General features: G+C 33.1%; 12 protein-coding genes. 11 read left to right on the top strand and 1 reads right to left on the bottom strand.

Annotation, left to right across the window (positions count from 1 at the left end; all coding sequences use genetic code 11):
• The first annotated feature begins 5 nt into the window (after positions 1 to 5).
• The 11 genes from QLQ96_RS11950 (at position 6) to QLQ96_RS12000 (ending at position 14,919) form a co-directional block, all read left to right on the top strand.
• Positions 6 to 1,916, top strand: coding sequence for a LysM peptidoglycan-binding domain-containing protein (locus QLQ96_RS11950; protein ID WP_482496889.1), 1,911 nt, complete (start codon positions 6 to 8; stop codon positions 1,914 to 1,916).
• 94 nt (positions 1,917 to 2,010) lie between these two features.
• The gene (locus tag QLQ96_RS11955; protein WP_482496891.1) at positions 2,011 to 4,080 is read left to right on the top strand and encodes a PBP1 and LysM peptidoglycan-binding domain-containing protein; all 2,070 of its coding nucleotides are present in this window, start codon (positions 2,011 to 2,013) and stop codon (positions 4,078 to 4,080) included.
• Entirely contained in the window at positions 4,080 to 4,481 is a 402-nt protein-coding gene (locus QLQ96_RS11960; RefSeq protein ID WP_482496893.1) for an OsmC family protein, read from the top strand. The genes QLQ96_RS11955 and QLQ96_RS11960 overlap by 1 nt, the downstream gene beginning before the upstream one ends.
• A 434-nt stretch (positions 4,482 to 4,915) precedes the next feature.
• Complete coding sequence (locus QLQ96_RS11965; protein ID WP_482496895.1) at positions 4,916 to 6,292, top strand: sugar MFS transporter; 1,377 nt, start codon at positions 4,916 to 4,918, stop codon at positions 6,290 to 6,292.
• A 28-nt stretch (positions 6,293 to 6,320) separates the two neighbouring features.
• The gene (gene nagB, locus QLQ96_RS11970; RefSeq protein ID WP_482490748.1) at positions 6,321 to 8,249 is read left to right on the top strand and encodes a glucosamine-6-phosphate deaminase; all 1,929 of its coding nucleotides are present in this window, start codon (positions 6,321 to 6,323) and stop codon (positions 8,247 to 8,249) included.
• 338 nt (positions 8,250 to 8,587) lie between these two features.
• Positions 8,588 to 8,818, top strand: coding sequence for a DUF3820 family protein (locus tag QLQ96_RS11975; protein ID WP_135220046.1), 231 nt, complete (start codon positions 8,588 to 8,590; stop codon positions 8,816 to 8,818).
• A gap of 65 nt (positions 8,819 to 8,883) precedes the next feature.
• On the top strand, positions 8,884 to 9,180 hold the full coding sequence (locus QLQ96_RS11980; protein ID WP_482490750.1) for a hypothetical protein: 297 nt from the start codon (positions 8,884 to 8,886) through the stop codon (positions 9,178 to 9,180).
• Positions 9,181 to 9,843: 663 nt separating this feature from the next.
• The gene (locus QLQ96_RS11985; protein ID WP_482490752.1) at positions 9,844 to 11,457 is read left to right on the top strand and encodes a CTP synthase; all 1,614 of its coding nucleotides are present in this window, start codon (positions 9,844 to 9,846) and stop codon (positions 11,455 to 11,457) included.
• Between the two features lie 80 nt (positions 11,458 to 11,537).
• Complete coding sequence (gene yidC / locus QLQ96_RS11990; protein ID WP_482490753.1) at positions 11,538 to 13,451, top strand: membrane protein insertase YidC; 1,914 nt, start codon at positions 11,538 to 11,540, stop codon at positions 13,449 to 13,451.
• Positions 13,452 to 13,545: 94 nt separating this feature from the next.
• Complete coding sequence (locus QLQ96_RS11995) at positions 13,546 to 14,274, top strand: toxin-antitoxin system YwqK family antitoxin (protein WP_482490755.1); 729 nt, start codon at positions 13,546 to 13,548, stop codon at positions 14,272 to 14,274.
• An 87-nt stretch (positions 14,275 to 14,361) separates the two neighbouring features.
• Positions 14,362 to 14,919 carry a DUF4956 domain-containing protein gene (locus tag QLQ96_RS12000; RefSeq protein ID WP_482490757.1) on the top strand — a complete coding sequence of 186 codons (558 nt, stop codon included), beginning with the start codon at positions 14,362 to 14,364 and terminating at the stop codon, positions 14,917 to 14,919.
• Here the strand turns inward: QLQ96_RS12000 and QLQ96_RS12005 are convergent.
• Entirely contained in the window at positions 14,916 to 16,793 is a 1,878-nt protein-coding gene (locus QLQ96_RS12005; RefSeq protein ID WP_482490758.1) for a PEP/pyruvate-binding domain-containing protein, read from the bottom strand. The two genes, QLQ96_RS12000 and QLQ96_RS12005, sit on opposite strands and share 4 nt — an antisense overlap.
• Positions 16,794 to 16,907 lie beyond the last annotated feature (114 nt).

The following is a 16,907-nucleotide window of genomic DNA, read 5'->3' on the forward strand; positions in this document are numbered from 1 at the left end:
TATTTATGAGAGAACTTTTAACGATTTCTCTTGTGTTTATTTTGTCTTTTAACAGAATAACTGCGCAAGATGCAATAATTGAACACAAAATTCAAAAAGGAGAAACCGCTTATTTCATTGCCCAAAAATACAAAGTTTCTGTAGACGAGATTTACAAACTCAACCCAGAATCGCAAAACGGAATCAAGGATAATCAAATTATAAAGATTCCAGTACACCCCACAGAAAATAAAAATTCAAAGCAACAAACTCATATTGTTGCTCCTAAAGAAACGTTGTTTGGTTTGTCTAAACAATATCATGTTTCAGTAGAAGCTATTCAGAATGCCAATCACGAAATTCTTGCTGGCGGACTTCAAATCGGTCAAGAATTAGTAATTCCTCAAAATTCAGATATTTCTAAATCAGAAGTTGCTGTTTCTTTAAAAACTACGCATCAAGTTGTTGTCAAAGAATCGTTATTCAGCATTGCCAGACAGTACAATGTTTCGGTTCAGGACTTAGAAAATTTGAATAAAGATATTCTAATTAATGGATTACAGATTGGTCAGACGATTTCAATTCCCAACAAAAGAAAAACTTTAGACGGAAGAGTTCGTGTAATTAATCAGGAAACCGTTTTTCATGTTGTAGAACCAAAAGAAACTAAGTTTTCGATTGCAAAGAAATACAGAATTTCAATTGATCAATTAGAATCTCAAAACCCTGAAATCGTAAACGGATTAATTGTTGGGAACAAATTAGCTATCAATACAAAAGAAATAAAACCATCAAACGAAAGCGAAGAATTGATGTTGGCTTTGGCCGAAAAACAAGTTGTAGTTGAAAAAACAAAAGCCAAAACGGTTGAGATTGAAGATTTGAAAGATCGTTTGGTTGTTCAGAAAGAAATGAATCAGAAAATTATAAAGATTAATGATTTGAAAGTGAATCTGAATGATATGAATGGTTCTAAAGAAAACTCGGTAGAAAAACTTCGTTTGGTTTTAGAAGCCAATAAAAATGTTCAGGATATTTTAATGGCAAAATTAGATTCGCTTGTCGTTGCCATGAACAATGATTTGAAAGAATTAAAGCGAATGGATATTTTGAATGTTGAAGAATCGAAAAGACTTGAAAAACAATCTTCTGAAGGAATCAATAAAACAAATGAATTATCGTCTCAATTGAAAAAAGAATTGGCAGAAAACAGAAAAGTTTACGCTGGTTTAATGAATAAAGTCGAAAAAATTGCTGTTGAAGAAAATCAGGAATACAAGAAGAAAATCCGCGAAAGCGAAAAAAATAAGAATACAGCGTCTTTGCAGCAGCGTTTGTCTTTAGAAGAAATTAAAAAATATAAAATCGAGCAGGAGCAAGGAGATAAACAAAATCAGCTTTTGATTGCAAAAATTGATTCGCTAGATACTCAGAAAAAAATTGAAGTAAAAAGACACATCAGCAAAGCTTCTTATTATAGTATGGAAGCTAGAAAATTTGACGACAAACTGGCTTTGGTTAAATTGAAGAAATATCAGGATGAAGCCTTAAAAAAGCAGAAAAAGATTGATACAGCAGAAAATTCAAAAACAATTTCGCTGGAAGAAATGAAACAAGAATTGAAAGACAATCCGTTGAGACGTGATAAAACAGTAAAAGTAGAAGTTTATGATAATCTTAGAGAAGTTTCAAACGGGTATTACTTAGTTTTAGGTATATTTACGGACGCGGTTGACCGAGATAAGCTCATTATGAAACTCATTGATTCTGGCGAATTTAACGCTAGCTTCTTTTTCAACATCAATAGCCTTTCGTACTATGTTTATGCCGATAAGTTCAAAAATATGGAAGAAGTGCTTTACAAATGCAAGAAAAAAGAAGAAGTTGAGTTATATAAAGAAATTATTATTGCTAAAGTAGAAATCGATTTGAGGTGATTTTTACAGCGATAAAACAAACGGCGCGAATTTTGCTTTTAGTAAAATTGTAACTTATTTTAGAATTAGAAATTAAATTGTTTTAAGCCTTATTATGAAATATTATTTAACAGTATTGTCCTTCGTATTTTTTATAACTTCAAGCGCATTTTCGCAAGAAAAAGTAGTGAAGTATAAAGTAACGAGCGGTGAGACGATTAATCAGATTGCACAAAAATTTAAGGTAACTCCTTATGATATTTACCAGCTTAATCCAGATGCAAGAGCAGGATTGGTGCCAAACTCTGTGCTTTTAATTCCGACAAAAACGGGAGAAGCAAAAAAAGAAGTTTCTGAAACTAAAACCGCTTCAGCTTCAGGAAAAGAGATTATTCATGAAGTACAGCCAAAAGAAACTTTTTATAGCATCGAAAAGAAATACGGAATTTCAGATGAAGCTTTGAAAGCTGCCAATCCGACATTAGAAAAAACTGGTGTTCAAATTGGACAAAAATTGGTCATTCCTGCAAAAGGTTCTACTCCTAAAGCAGCAAAACCTGCAAAAGAAAAAGGTGCTGAAAAATATGTGTATCATGATGTTCAGCCAAAAGAAACAAAATTTGGTATTGCAAAACAGTATAATATGACTGTTGATGAATTGGAAAAAAGAAATCCAGATATCGTTAACAGTTTGCCAGTTGGTCATAGATTGACTATTAAAGGAACGGCTCCAAAAGTAGAATCTGCTCCTGTAGAAACTGCAAAAACTGTAGAAAGTAAAAAACCTGCTGAAACTTCTAAAAAAGCAGTTACTTATATGGAGTATCAGGTGAAACCAAAAGAAACTTTTTATAGCTTAGGAAGAGTTTTTCATTTAACGCAAGACGAATTGGTGGCTTTAAATCCGTCACTTTCTGAAGGTGTAAAAGAAGGAATGGTTTTGAAAGTTCCTGCTGGATATGTGGCTCCGGCTCCAATTGTTGCAGCGCAGGTACCAGACAAACCAGCAGACTCTTCAGTAAGCAAAACTGTTGAAAATACTGGTGGAGGTATTAAGATTGTTGATAAAGTAAAATCGACTGAAAACGAAGACGCAGAAATTGTAGAATTAACCAAAAAGAAAGGCGTCAATGAGCGCAAAAAAGTAGTTTTATTGCTTCCTTTTAATATGGCAAAAGTGCAGAGCGATACTACTGGAACGGCTAACAGAATCAAAAACGATAAGTTTTTAAATATGACTTTAGATTTTTATGCTGGAGCTATGATGGCAATTGATTCTGCAAAAGTTTTAAAACTGCCAATTGATGTAGTTATTTATGATTCTCAAGAAACTAAAACAACTTCTAATATTGTAGGTTTAACTCCAAAACTTCAAGATGCAGATGCTGTAATTGGGCCATTTTACCAAACAAATGCTGAAACGACAGCAAACATGCTACGTTCGTATAATGTTCCTGTAATTTCGCCTTTATCAAAAGATAGCGCCAATCCGATTGACAATTTATATCAAACGATACCTTCAAATGACGTAATCAGAAATTCGGTTTTTGATTATATGCGTTCTAAAAACGGAAATATTGTAGCAGTTGTTGATAAGAAAAAAGAATCGGTTATTAATTATATCAAGCAAAACCAAAAAGGTGTTGCATTTGCTACTTTAACAGAAACAGGAGGTTTGGATGTGGCTAATTTAAAAAGCTTATTGATTCCAAATCGTTTGAATTATGTGGTGATGGAAACTGGTAATACGGCGATGGTTAAAGCTACAATTAAAGCTTTATTGGATTCTCAGAAAACATGTCAGGTTCAATTAGTGATCCTAGAGCCAAACAGCACATTAGATACAGACGAAATCAGTTTTGAGAATTTAGTGAAATTGAAATTAATGTATCCTTCTGTAATACGTGAAAGTGACGAACAGCCTGTTTTAATTTATGAAAAACAATACCGTTTGAAAAATAAAGCAAATCCGACAACTTATGCAACTAGGGGATTTGACGTGACTTTTGACACAATGATGCGCTTATCGCAAGGGAAAACATTTCAAGAAACTGCTGATATGATTACCACTCAGCAAGTAGATAATAAATTTCAGTATTATAGAAAAGAAGATGGAGGACACGCAAATAAAGGTGTTTATATCTTGTATTATGATAGTGACTTAACTTTAAAAGTAGCAAATTAATGACATCAAAAGTAACCTATTTAGGAGATTTAAGAACAAGTTCAATTCATGTGCAATCTGGAAGCGAAATCATTTCTGACGCACCATTAGATAATAACGGAAAAGGCGAGGCATTTTCTCCAACAGATACTGTAGCAAACGCATTAGCAAGCTGCATGATGACGATTATGGGAATTAAAGCTCGCGATATGGAAGTAGATTTTGTTGGATCTACTGCAGAAGTAACAAAAATCATGAACGCTGAGCCAAGAAGAATTGGTGCAATCGAAATCGTGTTTGAAATGCAAGGTGTAGCTGACGAAAAAAGCAGAACTATCTTAGAACGCGCCGCAATGACTTGTCCGGTATTCTTAAGTTTAAGCAGTGAAATTGAAAAGAAAATCACTTTCAACTGGAAGTAATTTTTTCATCAAAATAATTAAGCCATCTGAGAAATCAGATGGCTTTTTTGTTTATAAGGTGTTGATGGAAAGATTATAATAAAGTGTTCAGAGCGGTGTGAAAAGGAACTTCCAACAGTTTAAGCTCTATAAAAGAAAATCCGCATACGACTGTCGGAATTTCGCTTTTTGAGCACATTCCAGGTCTAACATCAAAAGAAGATGTTGCTGATGTAAAAACACATTTGGTAAAATATTACGCTGATTTAAACTGGAATAGCAAAAATTAACAAAACTTTGATAGCTAAATTATAAAATAAGGAAATTTAATGTAGTACTTTTGTTTTGCAAAAAAAATGCAGATATTTGCATAAATTACGCAATCAATAATGTGAGAGTTGGTTCTAATTTAGATTTTGAATTAAATAAATCTATAAACTAATCAACCAAAAATTATGACAAACATTCAAAGTACATTACAGGCAGAGAAAAAAAGTGCCATTGTTCCGATGGTAATTTTAACCTTATTGTTTTTTATTCTAGGATTCGTAACCTGGCTTAACGGACCACTAATTCCGTTTTTTGAATTAGCTTGCGAATTGACTTCTTCACAGGCTTATTTTGTGACTTTCGCCTTTTATATTGCCTATTTCGTAATGGCAATTCCTTCTTCGTATATCATTGAAAAAGTAGGATATAAAAACGGAATTTCTCTAGGATTATTGATTATTGCTGCTGGAGCTTTTATGTTTTATCCAGCGGCATCAAGCCGTACATTTCTATTGTTTTTATTAGCATTATTTATGATGGGTACCGGTTTGGCAGTTTTGCAAACAGCATCAAATCCGTATGTTGTGGTAATTGGTCCAAGAGAAAGTGCTGCTGCAAGAATAAGTGTTTTAGGAATTGCCAATAAATTAGCTGGATTTGTAGCCCCAATTGTGCTTACGGTTTTGGTTTTGTCTAACATGCAGGACTTTACATCAGACAAAATTGCCCTGATGGATGAAGCTGCAAAAAATAGCGCATTAAATTCTCTTGCTTTGCAATTGCAAACACCGTATCTTTATATGGGGTTGATTATTATGGTTTTAGCTTTGTTGGTTAAGTTTTCTCCTCTGCCAGAAATTGATCTGGATGAAGAAGGAAATGTATCGAATTTAAATGTTTTTCAACAGATTAAAAATGCTTTTAAATATCCGCAGTTGGTTTTAGGAGTAATTACATTAATGCTGTATTTATCTGCTGAAGTTTTGGCAGGCGATTCTATCGGAGCTTTTGGAAAACAACTTGGAGTTTACGGTGAAGATGGAAATTTCTACTTAAAATTAACCTCATTTACCATGTCAGCAATGGTTATCGGATACGTTCTTGGAATAGTGCTGATTCCTAAATATGTTTCGCAAGTGACAGCTTTAAAAGTGTCTGGAATGTTAGGTTTGATATTGGTTTTGTCAATTGTTTTGATTTCGCCAAAAATAACGATCGCATTGCCTGGAACTCCAAATATACCATTAGTGATTTTGTTGGTAGCACTTTTAGGATTGGCAAATGCATTATGCTGGCCAGCGATCTGGCCAATGGCTTTACAAGATTTGGGAGGTTACACAAAGATTGGAAGCGCTATTTTGATTATGGGAATTATTGGTGGTGCCGTTTTTCCACTTTTTTACGGAATGATTACAGAAAGTATCAATTCTGCAAATATTGCAAAAAATCTGCAAGACGTTTCTAAAAGCGGAAATCAACTGGCATATTTAATGTTGTTGCCGTCTTACATAATGATTTTGTTTTATGCTGTAAAAGGGCATAAATACAGAAAATGGAATTAATTGAACAAAAATAAAAAAATAATATATCATGTTAAAAAGTAAAATCGACAAAGCAACAGGTTTCGAAAAACGATTCGAAAACATTAATACAGTTGTTTTTGAAAACTCTACTGATGCTTCAAAAGAAGTGGCGCAGGAAATTGCAGCTTTAATCAGAGAAAAACAAAAGGAAGGAAAACCATGTATTCTTGGTTTGGCAACTGGTTCTTCTCCAAAAGGATTGTATGCTGAATTAGTGCGTTTGCATAAAGAAGACGGTTTGAGTTTTAAAAATGTAATCAGTTTTAACTTGGATGAATACTATCCAATGGAACCAAATTCAATCAACAGTTATGTTCGTTTCATGAAAGAACTTTTGTTTGATCATGTCGATATTTTACCTGAAAACGCTCACGTTCCAGACGGACTTTTGACAAAAGAGCAAATTGCAGATTATTGCCACGAATATGAAGCTAAAATCGAAGCTTTAGGCGGAATCGATCTTCAGATTCTTGGAATTGGAGGTAATGGTCACATTGGTTTTAACGAATCTGGTTCGCTTCAAAACTCTAAAACACGTTTGGTGGCTTTAGATCACATTACAAGAGTTGCTGCAAGTAAAGATTTTTATGGTTTAAATAATACGCCAAGAACAGCAATTACACTTGGAGTTAAAAAAATCATGGAAGCAAAAAGGGTTATTTTGTTAGCTTGGGGAGAAGGAAAAGCAAATGTTGTGAAAAGATCTGTTGAGGATGAAGTTACAAACAGAGTTCCAGCTTCATTTTTGCAAGAGCACAACAATGCAGTTTTTATTTTAGATAAAGAAGCCTCTTCAAAATTGACAAGAATCAATAAGCCTTGGTTGGTTGAGAAAATTGTTTGGACAGATAAATTAACTCGTAAAGCGGTTTTAGGATTGGCATTAGATCTTAAAAAACCAATTTTAATGCTTACAGATGCAGATTATATCGAAAACGGTATGAGCGATTTGTTGGCTGATTCAGGTCCAGCTTACGATATCAACATTAAAATTTTCAATAAATTACAAAATACAATTACAGGTTGGCCAGGTGGAAAACCAAATTCAGACGATTCAAACCGTCCAGAAAGAGCAGAGCCAGCTAAAAAGCGTGTATTGATTTTCTCTCCGCACCCAGATGACGATATTATCAGTATGGGAGGAACTTTCATGCGTTTGCAAGAGCAAGGACATGAGGTGCACGTTGCTTACCAAACTTCTGGAAACATTGCAGTTGCAGATGATGAAGCGTTGCGTTTTGCAAGATTCGTAATTGATTACAACGAGAAATTCGGAATCAAAAGCCCTGAGGCAGATAATATTTACAAAAAAGCTGAAGCTTTCTTAGAGAATAAAAAGAATAGCGAAATTGATATTCCCGAGGTGCGTTACATCAAAGGTTTGATTAGAAAAGGAGAGGCGAGAGCGACAAGTCATTTTGTTGGTCTTCCTGATGAGCAAATTCACTTTATGGAATTGCCTTTCTACGAAACAGGAACAATTGAGAAAAAACCAATCGGACCAGAAGATGTTCAGTTGACAGTTGATTTAATTGAGAAAATTAAACCGCACCAGATTTATGCTGCTGGAGATTTAGCAGATCCGCACGGTACGCACAAAGTGTGTTTGGATGCTATTTTTGAAGCAGTTAGAATTTTAAAACCAAAAGAATTCATGAACGATTGTTGGTTATGGTTGTACCGTGGTGCTTGGCAAGAATGGGGAATTGATGAAGTTGAAATGGCAGTTCCAATGAGTCCAGATCAGGTTTTAGAAAAACGTCACGGAATCTTCAAACACCAATCTCAGAAAGATGGTGTTGTTTTCCAAGGAACAGACGCAAGAGAGTTCTGGCAAAGAGCAGAAGACAGAAACCGTGAAACAGCTGCATTATACCACCAATTAGGTTTAGCGACTTATGCGGCAATGGAGGCATTTGTGAGATGGCATTACTAAAAAGGTTCTAAGGCGCTGAGGAACAAAGGTGCAAAGGTTTCTAATCTTTGTGTATATCTTTAGCTTTTTGGTGAGTTATAATCTTAAAATATATTTTTGAAGCAGGAAGAGGGGACGAAAATCGGTTCTTTTTTCTTGCTTCTTTTTTTGTTTTGGTTCTAAGTTGCTGAGATACTGAGTTGCTGAATTTTCTTGTTTATTCTCGGAAACTGTAAACTGTGACTGAGACTGAAAACTATTTTTTAATCTCTGGCAAAAGAAAAAATAAACAGTAGTTTTGCATAAAAAGGAGAGAAGAAAGGCTAAGTCTTTCATCCTGCTTCTTTCTTCTTAAAAAAATGGAACAAGACAAAAAACAACTCATAAAGCTAGCTCACACCAAAATGCCTTTCGGGAAATATGAAGGTAAATATTTAATTGATCTTCCAGAATACTATGTCGTTTGGTATCATAATAAAGGTTTTCCAAAAGGAGAACTTGGGCAACAGCTTCAGCTTATTTACGAACTTAAACTAAACGGTTTGGAAGAACTGATTCGGAATATTAAAAAGCAATATCCGAAACCTTAAAATAAAATATTAGTTTAGCAGACGAATTAAGCACAACAAATGCTTTGAATAACTTCCAAATCTAAATGAGTGATAAAACAGATTCTTCAAACGTAGGAATAGGCTGGGGAACAGCTTCTTTGATATTCGGAATTACAGCTTTAATTCTTTCATTTATTCCCTGTGTTGGTTTTTTAGCAATAATTTTAGATGCGCCTGCAATCATTTTTGCCATAATTGGTCTTTCAAAGGCGAAAGCAGAAAATGCACCAACCGGTGTGGTTAAAACAGCTTTAGTAGTTGCTATAGCTGCGGCAGTGATAATTATGATTAATATACTATTAGTGTTTGGCATTTATGGACTTTTAGTATTTTGGGATTAAAAGAGTCATATGATTTAAGTTCATACAAAACAATCAATTTTGTATTTGCGATTCTAATCAGTAGCATTTTTGTTTATTGCTATTTTTCTGTTTACTTGAATTTCGGATTTCCTTCTGCTTGCGAGGGGATGCCTTTACAATACTGTAAAAGCCGTGGATTAACGCGTGCTTTTTCGCAGATTCTTCGGTTTAATTTTAAAGAAGCCTTGGTATTAAATCCATACAGTATAAAGATTTTTTTATTCTTTTTTCTACAACTGTTCGCGCGTCTGATAATCAATAAGTTTATTCTAGTTTCTAATTTTAGGAAAGTAGTAAATCTGGATGTTGCATTGAGTTCCGTTTTCTTTCTCTTTTCGTTTTATAATTTGATTTATAGTTTTTGATGTTTGAGAATTAAAAATCTAAATGCACTCAAAAAAATAATATTTACTCTTTAAAAACAGATTTTTAAATTATTAGGTTTGTGATTTATTAGCTGCGGATTTTTAATATAAAATCTAAAAAACTTTCATTTTATAGGGATAGAATTTAAAACCTCTATTTAAATTCAAATAAGTCTTTAAGTTTGAAAAATTATCTCATTCTCGAATTGATAAATTGTCTAATTAAATTTGTACTTTTGCCAAGTTTTTTACACAACTACTTACAAACAACAACAGAATGAATCAAACAAAATATATTTTTGTTACAGGAGGAGTGACCTCTTCATTAGGAAAAGGAATTATCGCGGCATCTTTGGCAAAATTGTTACAAGGAAGAGGATACCGCACGACTATTCAGAAATTTGATCCGTATATTAACGTTGATCCGGGGACACTAAACCCGTATGAGCACGGAGAATGTTACGTGACAGATGATGGAGCTGAAACTGACTTAGACTTAGGGCATTACGAGCGTTTCTTAAACGTTCCTACTTCTCAGGCTAATAATGTTACCACAGGAAGGGTTTATCTTTCTGTTATTGAAAAGGAAAGAAGAGGAGAATTTTTAGGAAAAACAGTTCAAGTTGTTCCTCATATCACAAACGAAATCAAAGACAGAATGCAATTGCTAGGTAAATCTGGCGATTATGATATTGTAATTACTGAAATTGGTGGAACAGTTGGTGATATTGAATCTCTACCTTATATAGAATCTGTTCGTCAATTGGTTTGGGAATTAGGTGAAAATAACGGAATTGTTATTCACTTGACCTTGGTTCCATTTTTGGCTGCAGCCGGAGAATTAAAAACAAAACCGACACAACACTCTGTTAAAACTTTAATGGAAAGCGGTATCAAAGCAGATATTTTGGTTTGTAGAACTGAGCACGAATTGTCTCAGGAATTGCGCCAAAAATTAGCTTTATTCTGTAATGTGAAGAAAGAAGCGGTTATTCAATCTATTGATGCTTCTACGATATATGAAGTTCCAAATTTAATGCTTGAAGAAGGATTAGATGTTGTGGCTTTAAAGAAATTAGATCTTCCTAAAAAAGCATCTCCGGATCTTAAAAACTGGAATACTTTCTTAAAAAGATTAAAAAATCCGAAACAAACTGTAAACATTGGTTTAGTTGGAAAATATGTAGAAATGCAAGATTGTTACAAATCTATTTTAGAGGCGTTCATTCATGCAGGTGCTGCAAATGAGACTAAAGTAAATGTAATTTCTATTCACTCAGAGCATATTAATGCCGAAAACGTCGAAGAGAAATTAGGTTCTCTAGATGGAGTTTTAGTTGCTCCAGGTTTTGGAGAAAGAGGTATTGAAGGAAAAATTGAGGCTGTTCGTTACGTTCGTGAAAACAATATTCCTTTCTTCGGAATTTGTTTAGGAATGCAGATGTCTGTTATCGAATATTCTAGAAATATTTTAGGTTATGCTGAAGCAAATTCAACAGAGATGAACGATAAAACGTCTCATCCGGTGGTGAGTTTAATGGAAGAGCAAAAAACAATAACTGACAAAGGAGGAACAATGCGTTTAGGTGCTTGGAAATGTGATATTAAACCAGATACTTTAGCGTATAAAATTTACGGAGAAAAAACTATTTCGGAGCGTCACCGTCACCGTTATGAGTACAACAACAAATATGCTGATGAATTGCAAAAAGCTGGTTTAAAAGCTTCTGGTGTTAACCCTGATACAGGTTTAGTAGAAATAGTAGAGCTAGAAAATCACCCATTTTTCATTGGTGTACAATACCATCCAGAATACAAAAGTACAGTTGCAAATCCGCACCCTATCTTTGTTAACTTTGTGGCAGCTGCTGTAAATGCGCATAAAAAATAATAATTATATTCTAAGAGGTTGTAACTTTTAAATAAAACTAACAACTAATAGCCTCAAACGAATAACTTTTTTTAATAATAATGGAAGAAAAAAAATTAGACCTCAATTCGATCATTGGTTTTGTATTGATATTCGGAATTTTGATTTGGATTATGTACCAAAATCAGCCTTCTGATAAAGAAATTGCTGCTGAAAAAGCCAAGAAAGAATTAGTTGCTAAACAAGAAGCACAAGCAAAAGCAGATAAAACTAAAACTGCGTCATTACCAGCTGCGGCTGTAACTCCTGGAGATACAGTTCAATTGGCTCAATTGCAAAAAACTTTAGGAGGATTTGCTTATTCTGCAACACTTCCTTCTGCAAAAGAAGCTTTTACTACAATCGAAAACGAAAAGTTAAGACTAAAGATTGCTAATAAAGGAGGTTATATTGTTGAAGCTACTTTAAAAGAATTCGAAAGATTAAAAAAAGGTTCTGGGCAATTGGTTGAGTTGATCAAAAATAACAACTCAAACTTAAATTTACAGCTTCTTACTACAGATAATAGAGCATTAAATTCTAAAGATTTGTATTTCGAACCAACATTGGAAAAAATTGGTGCAGACCAAGTTTTATCTATGCGTTTGAAGGCTGGGGCTAATGAATTTTTAGAATACAAATATATACTTAAACCAAACGATTATTTAGTTGGTTTTGATATTCGTTCTCAAGGTTTGAACAGAGTTTTAAATTCTGCGAAACCTGTTGATTTGCAATGGGATTTGAAAACTTATAGAAACGAAAAAAGTGTTTCTTATGAAAATCGTTATGCACAAATTGATTACAAATACGAAGAATCAAAATACAATAACGTTAGCTCGCACGGACAAGGAAAAGAAGAAACTCCTGCAAAAGTTAGTTATGTTGCATTTAAACAGCATTTCTTTACAACTATTTTATCTACAGAAAAACCTTTTGAAACTTCAAAACTGCAATCTGATGATTTAGTTAAAGATGAAAAAATAGATACTGTTTTTACAAAACAATTTAAAGCTAATTTGCCTTTAGCGTTTTCAAATGGAGAGATCGATTACAAAATGAATTTGTATATGGGTCCTGCAGATTACAAAACATTAAAAGCTTATGATAAAAACTTCGAAAAAATTATTCCGTTAGGATGGGGAATCTTTGGATGGATTAACAAATTAATCTTCATTCCATTATTCGGATTCTTGAGTTCAACAATTGGATTATCTTTAGGAATAGCGATTATCATTTTTACGATTATTATCAAATTGGCTATGTCGCCAATTACGTATAAGTCATTCTTGTCTCAGGCAAAAATGAAAGTTTTACGACCTGATATTGCAGAATTGGGAGAGAAATTCAAAAAAGACCCAATGAAGAAACAACAGGAAACAATGAAACTGTACAACAAAGCAGGTGTAAATCCAATGGCGGGATGTATTCCGGCATTGATTCAGTTGCCTTTTATGTATGCATCGTTCCAGTTTTTCCCTGCAGCATTTGAATTAAGACAAAAAAGCTTCCTTTGGGCAGATGATTTATCTTCTTTTGACTCAGTTATAAAACTACCATTTACTATTCCAATGTACGGAGATCATATCAGTTTGTTTCCAATTTTGGCAGCAATTGCGATTTTCTTCTATATGAAAATGACTTCTGGAGATCAGCAAATGGCAGCGCCTCAGCAAGAAGGTATGCCAGATATGGCAAAAATGATGAAAATCATGATTTATGTTTCGCCATTGATGATGTTAATTTTCTTCAACAGTTACGGAGCAGGATTGAGTTTGTATAACTTTATTTCAAACTTAATTACAATCGGAATTATGTTTGTAATCAAAAATTATATTGTTGATAGCGAGAAAATTCACGCTCAGATTCAAGAAAATAAATTAAAAGAGCCTAAAAAGCCAAGCAAGTTTCAGCAGCGTCTTCAGGATGTGATGGAACAACAAGAAGCGGCAAAAGCTCAGAATAAGAAAAAATAATTTTCAATAAAAAAATCTCGATTTAATCGGGATTTTTTTATACCATTATACTTTATAATTAAGATTTTCGTTAAGCTTAAAAATAGAATTTACTATGATCTCAAAAAAAATCATATTTGGATTATTATTCCTAACAACATTAGTTTCGAATGCACAAACAGATATAAACAAAGTTGACGCAGCAGGGAAAAAAGACGGAGTTTGGAAAGGAACTTATGCCGAATCTAAACGTCCTCGTTACGAAGGAACTTTTGATCACGGAAAAGAAACGGGTGTTTTTAAATTTTTTGATGATACAAAGAAAGGAGATGTTATCGCTACAAGAGATTTTAGCGCAAATGATGGAAGTTCATATACCATATTTTTCGACCAGAATAAAAACAAGGTAAGTGAAGGAAAAGAGATTGGAAAATCACGTGAAGGAGAATGGAAATATTATCATAAAGCTTCTAAAGTTGTAATGACGGTTGAGAATTACAAAAAAGGAAAATTAGAAGGTTTAAAAACTATTTATTATCCAAATGCTCAAATCGCTGAAGAGATGACCTATAAAAATGGTTTGCAAGAAGGTCCATATAAAAAAATAGGCATTGACGGAACACTTTTGGAGGAATCAAACTTTAGAAATAACGAATATAATGGAGATGCGGTTTTTTATGATTCAGATAAATCGGTTGCTTCTAAAGGGAAATTTGTAAATGGTAAAAAAGCAGGGATCTGGCAATTTTATCAAAAAGGAAAACTGGTAAAAGAAGTAAATATGAGTGATCCTAAAAACACAAATAAAGCATCTGAAAAAGTAGGATCGACAAAAAAACAGTAGTTTAAAAAGTTCAGAATTCATCCGTTAAAAAAAATAAATGGTTTAAGCATAAATTGTTTACATTTGATTAACCAATTATGCTAACCAATGGATTTAAAAGAGCTTTTAGGACGATTTTTATTGTTGTTTATCTCGATTTTAATTCTCTATTTTTTCTCCAACAGAAAAGATAACGCCACCATAAATCCTTTAATGGTTATTGTTGGGCTTTGCACTTTTTCTCTTTGTTATCTTTTTACGAAAATAGAAATAGGGGTCGGAATTGGTTTTGGGCTTTTTGCTATTTTTTCGATACTTCGATTTAGAACACAATCTTTTACGGTAAATGCTATAATCTTTCTTTTTGCGACGATTACCTTGTCGATTTTAGATATTATGTATCCGTTTGAAAAGATTGAATTGCTGTTGTTTTTTCAAATTATCATCATCGGATTTTATATTGTAGCGTCAATTATAGTCAATAAAAAAGCTTCTAAATATCTCAATTCTGTAGATTTGAAAATTCCGCTTGACGATAAATTTTCTTTAAATTCAGAAGTAATTCGAAAATCAATTCAAGAGAAAATTAAAATTGAAGATTTTGATTTTAGAATTGTCTTAATTAATACTGCGAACAACGAAATAGATTTATTAGTTTTCTATTAATCGTTGAACGGGCGAACTTGTTTGATGTATAAATCTCTTTTTTCGCCCACAATTTTAAATTCAATATCTACAGGATGAAATTGGTTTTTGCGCCAATATCGATACATTTTTTTTTCAATTTTTTTGCTGACATCATAAAGATTACTCATTTCTTTTCGAGTCAAAAGCGGTTCATTATCGTTCAAATTTGAATTGGAAGTATAATCAATATCAAAATCAGTTTCATCTTTTCCGTCATTGAAATGATAGGCGACAAACTGTTCGCAGATTTCTCCTTTTTCTGGCTTTACAACTGAGTTTTCACCTTTTTGAACATTGACTGTAATGCCTGGAAAATTCGTTCTAAATATATTTTTTGTGATGATTACGCCATTTGCTAATTCGTCAGGAAAAGAGCGATGAACCAAAACTCCCATCGCTATATTTTGCTGGTCAATTCCAAAAAGCTCTCTTTCATTATACGAAGCTTCGTTCCAAACACTTGCCCAAACTTGTTTTATGGCTTTTTCAAAAGTTTTGATACTGTCTCCTAAAATTCCAGTTTTAGAATCATATAATCCAGCGCCGTTAAAATCATCCAAATCTTCTGCATTCGTTGACGAACGAAATCGGAAGTTTTTGAATTTCGCATTTTTAAAAGTTTCGTTAAGTTTGGCTATTAAAGAAGTATCAACGTTTTCTTTTTTAATGGCATCTCTAATTTTTTTCAGTTGTTTATTGATCCAAACTGTTGAATCTTTATGCGGATAAGCCAAAAGTTCTGCAATTAAAGAAGAAATAGAAGTTTTCTGAATATGTTGAGTATAAAAATAGAATGGAATCGCATGTGCATCTTCTGGAGTTCTAAATGAATTTTCTTTAGAAATTGCAATTAGATACGCCATGTTTTGCGCTTTCGAACCAATATAATTTACTCCTTTTTTAGGAATTTCAGATAAAGAAACTAATTCAGTTACAGAATTGTCAACCGTGAGTTTTTTCTTTTTACCAACTGATTTTACAGGGATTTTCTTGGTTGTTTCTTTAATGAAAAAAGTATCGACTTCGATTTTTAATTCGACTTTTTTAGAAAGTAATCTCTTGATATTGTTATCTTTTTCAATATCAGTGTAAGCCATAATCGGAATCTTTCTGTTTTTTCCTAAAAGAACCAAATGGCTTAAAGGAGTTTGAAGTTCATTCACAATAATTCCTCGAACATTTGGGAGAATATCTGGTGTTCCATCCAAAATAATAATTTCGTCAGAACTAGGTTTTATGGTTTCTAATTCTTTGATTTTATATTTTTTTAAAATTCCAATATTACTACCACGGACAACTTCCTGATATTTCAATTCGCCAAAAATATAATCCGATTTTACACAAGGAATTTTGAATTCCTCGCGCTGAAACCATTCCATCATTTGAGGATTGTTTAGATAAAATTTTAGTTTTTCGCCAATGAATGTGGATTTTTTGACCAAATTGAAGAATCGCTCAATTAATGGAAGTGGCATATGGTCGGATGCAGCGAGTTCAAAAATCCATTTATCGGTTCCTTTAATGTGATTTAAATTTCCGAGAAGAAAATCTCGATTCTTTTCGGTATCGCTATAATTTTCATTGTTGAATATTTCTAGATCATGGCCATAACCCAAATAATTGACCACGAAATCGTAATGAAGTAAAATTACACCGCTGTTGAAATAATACATTTTCTGTTTTCGAAGATCGTAAATCACTTTTACCGATTCGATATTCGAAAATTTATCAGACAAAGGTTTTCCTTTAAATACCTTGTATGCTTCATAATTTGGCAAAGACGCACTAAATCGCTGCGCACTAAGCGAGGTTAAAACGAATAGGAAAAACAAGCTGTAAATGTATTTTTTCATGCTGTAAAAATGGATGATTAAATGTACTTAAAAAAGCAATAAGTTTTATCTACCGCGGGATTACTTAAAGTAATGCAAACCTTTGTGAAATTTTCTATTATTTGGCGTACCTTT

This window comes from Flavobacterium sp. B167r (assembly GCF_056824315.1).

Excerpts from the sequence above, each read along its gene's own strand:
- QLQ96_RS11950 (WP_482496889.1), top strand. The coding sequence starts at position 6 with ATGAGAGAACTTTTAACGATTTCTCTTGTGTTTATTTTGTCTTTTAAC.
- QLQ96_RS11955 (WP_482496891.1), top strand. The coding sequence starts at position 2,011 with ATGAAATATTATTTAACAGTATTGTCCTTCGTATTTTTTATAACTTCA.
- QLQ96_RS11960 (WP_482496893.1), top strand. The coding sequence starts at position 4,080 with ATGACATCAAAAGTAACCTATTTAGGAGATTTAAGAACAAGTTCAATT.
- QLQ96_RS11965 (WP_482496895.1), top strand. The coding sequence starts at position 4,916 with ATGACAAACATTCAAAGTACATTACAGGCAGAGAAAAAAAGTGCCATT.
- nagB (WP_482490748.1), top strand. The coding sequence starts at position 6,321 with ATGTTAAAAAGTAAAATCGACAAAGCAACAGGTTTCGAAAAACGATTC.
- QLQ96_RS11975 (WP_135220046.1), top strand. The coding sequence starts at position 8,588 with ATGGAACAAGACAAAAAACAACTCATAAAGCTAGCTCACACCAAAATG.
- QLQ96_RS11980 (WP_482490750.1), top strand. The coding sequence starts at position 8,884 with ATGAGTGATAAAACAGATTCTTCAAACGTAGGAATAGGCTGGGGAACA.
- QLQ96_RS11985 (WP_482490752.1), top strand. The coding sequence starts at position 9,844 with ATGAATCAAACAAAATATATTTTTGTTACAGGAGGAGTGACCTCTTCA.
- yidC (WP_482490753.1), top strand. The coding sequence starts at position 11,538 with ATGGAAGAAAAAAAATTAGACCTCAATTCGATCATTGGTTTTGTATTG.
- QLQ96_RS11995 (WP_482490755.1), top strand. The coding sequence starts at position 13,546 with ATGATCTCAAAAAAAATCATATTTGGATTATTATTCCTAACAACATTA.
- QLQ96_RS12000 (WP_482490757.1), top strand. The coding sequence starts at position 14,362 with ATGGATTTAAAAGAGCTTTTAGGACGATTTTTATTGTTGTTTATCTCG.
- QLQ96_RS12005 (WP_482490758.1), bottom strand. The coding sequence starts at position 16,793 with ATGAAAAAATACATTTACAGCTTGTTTTTCCTATTCGTTTTAACCTCG.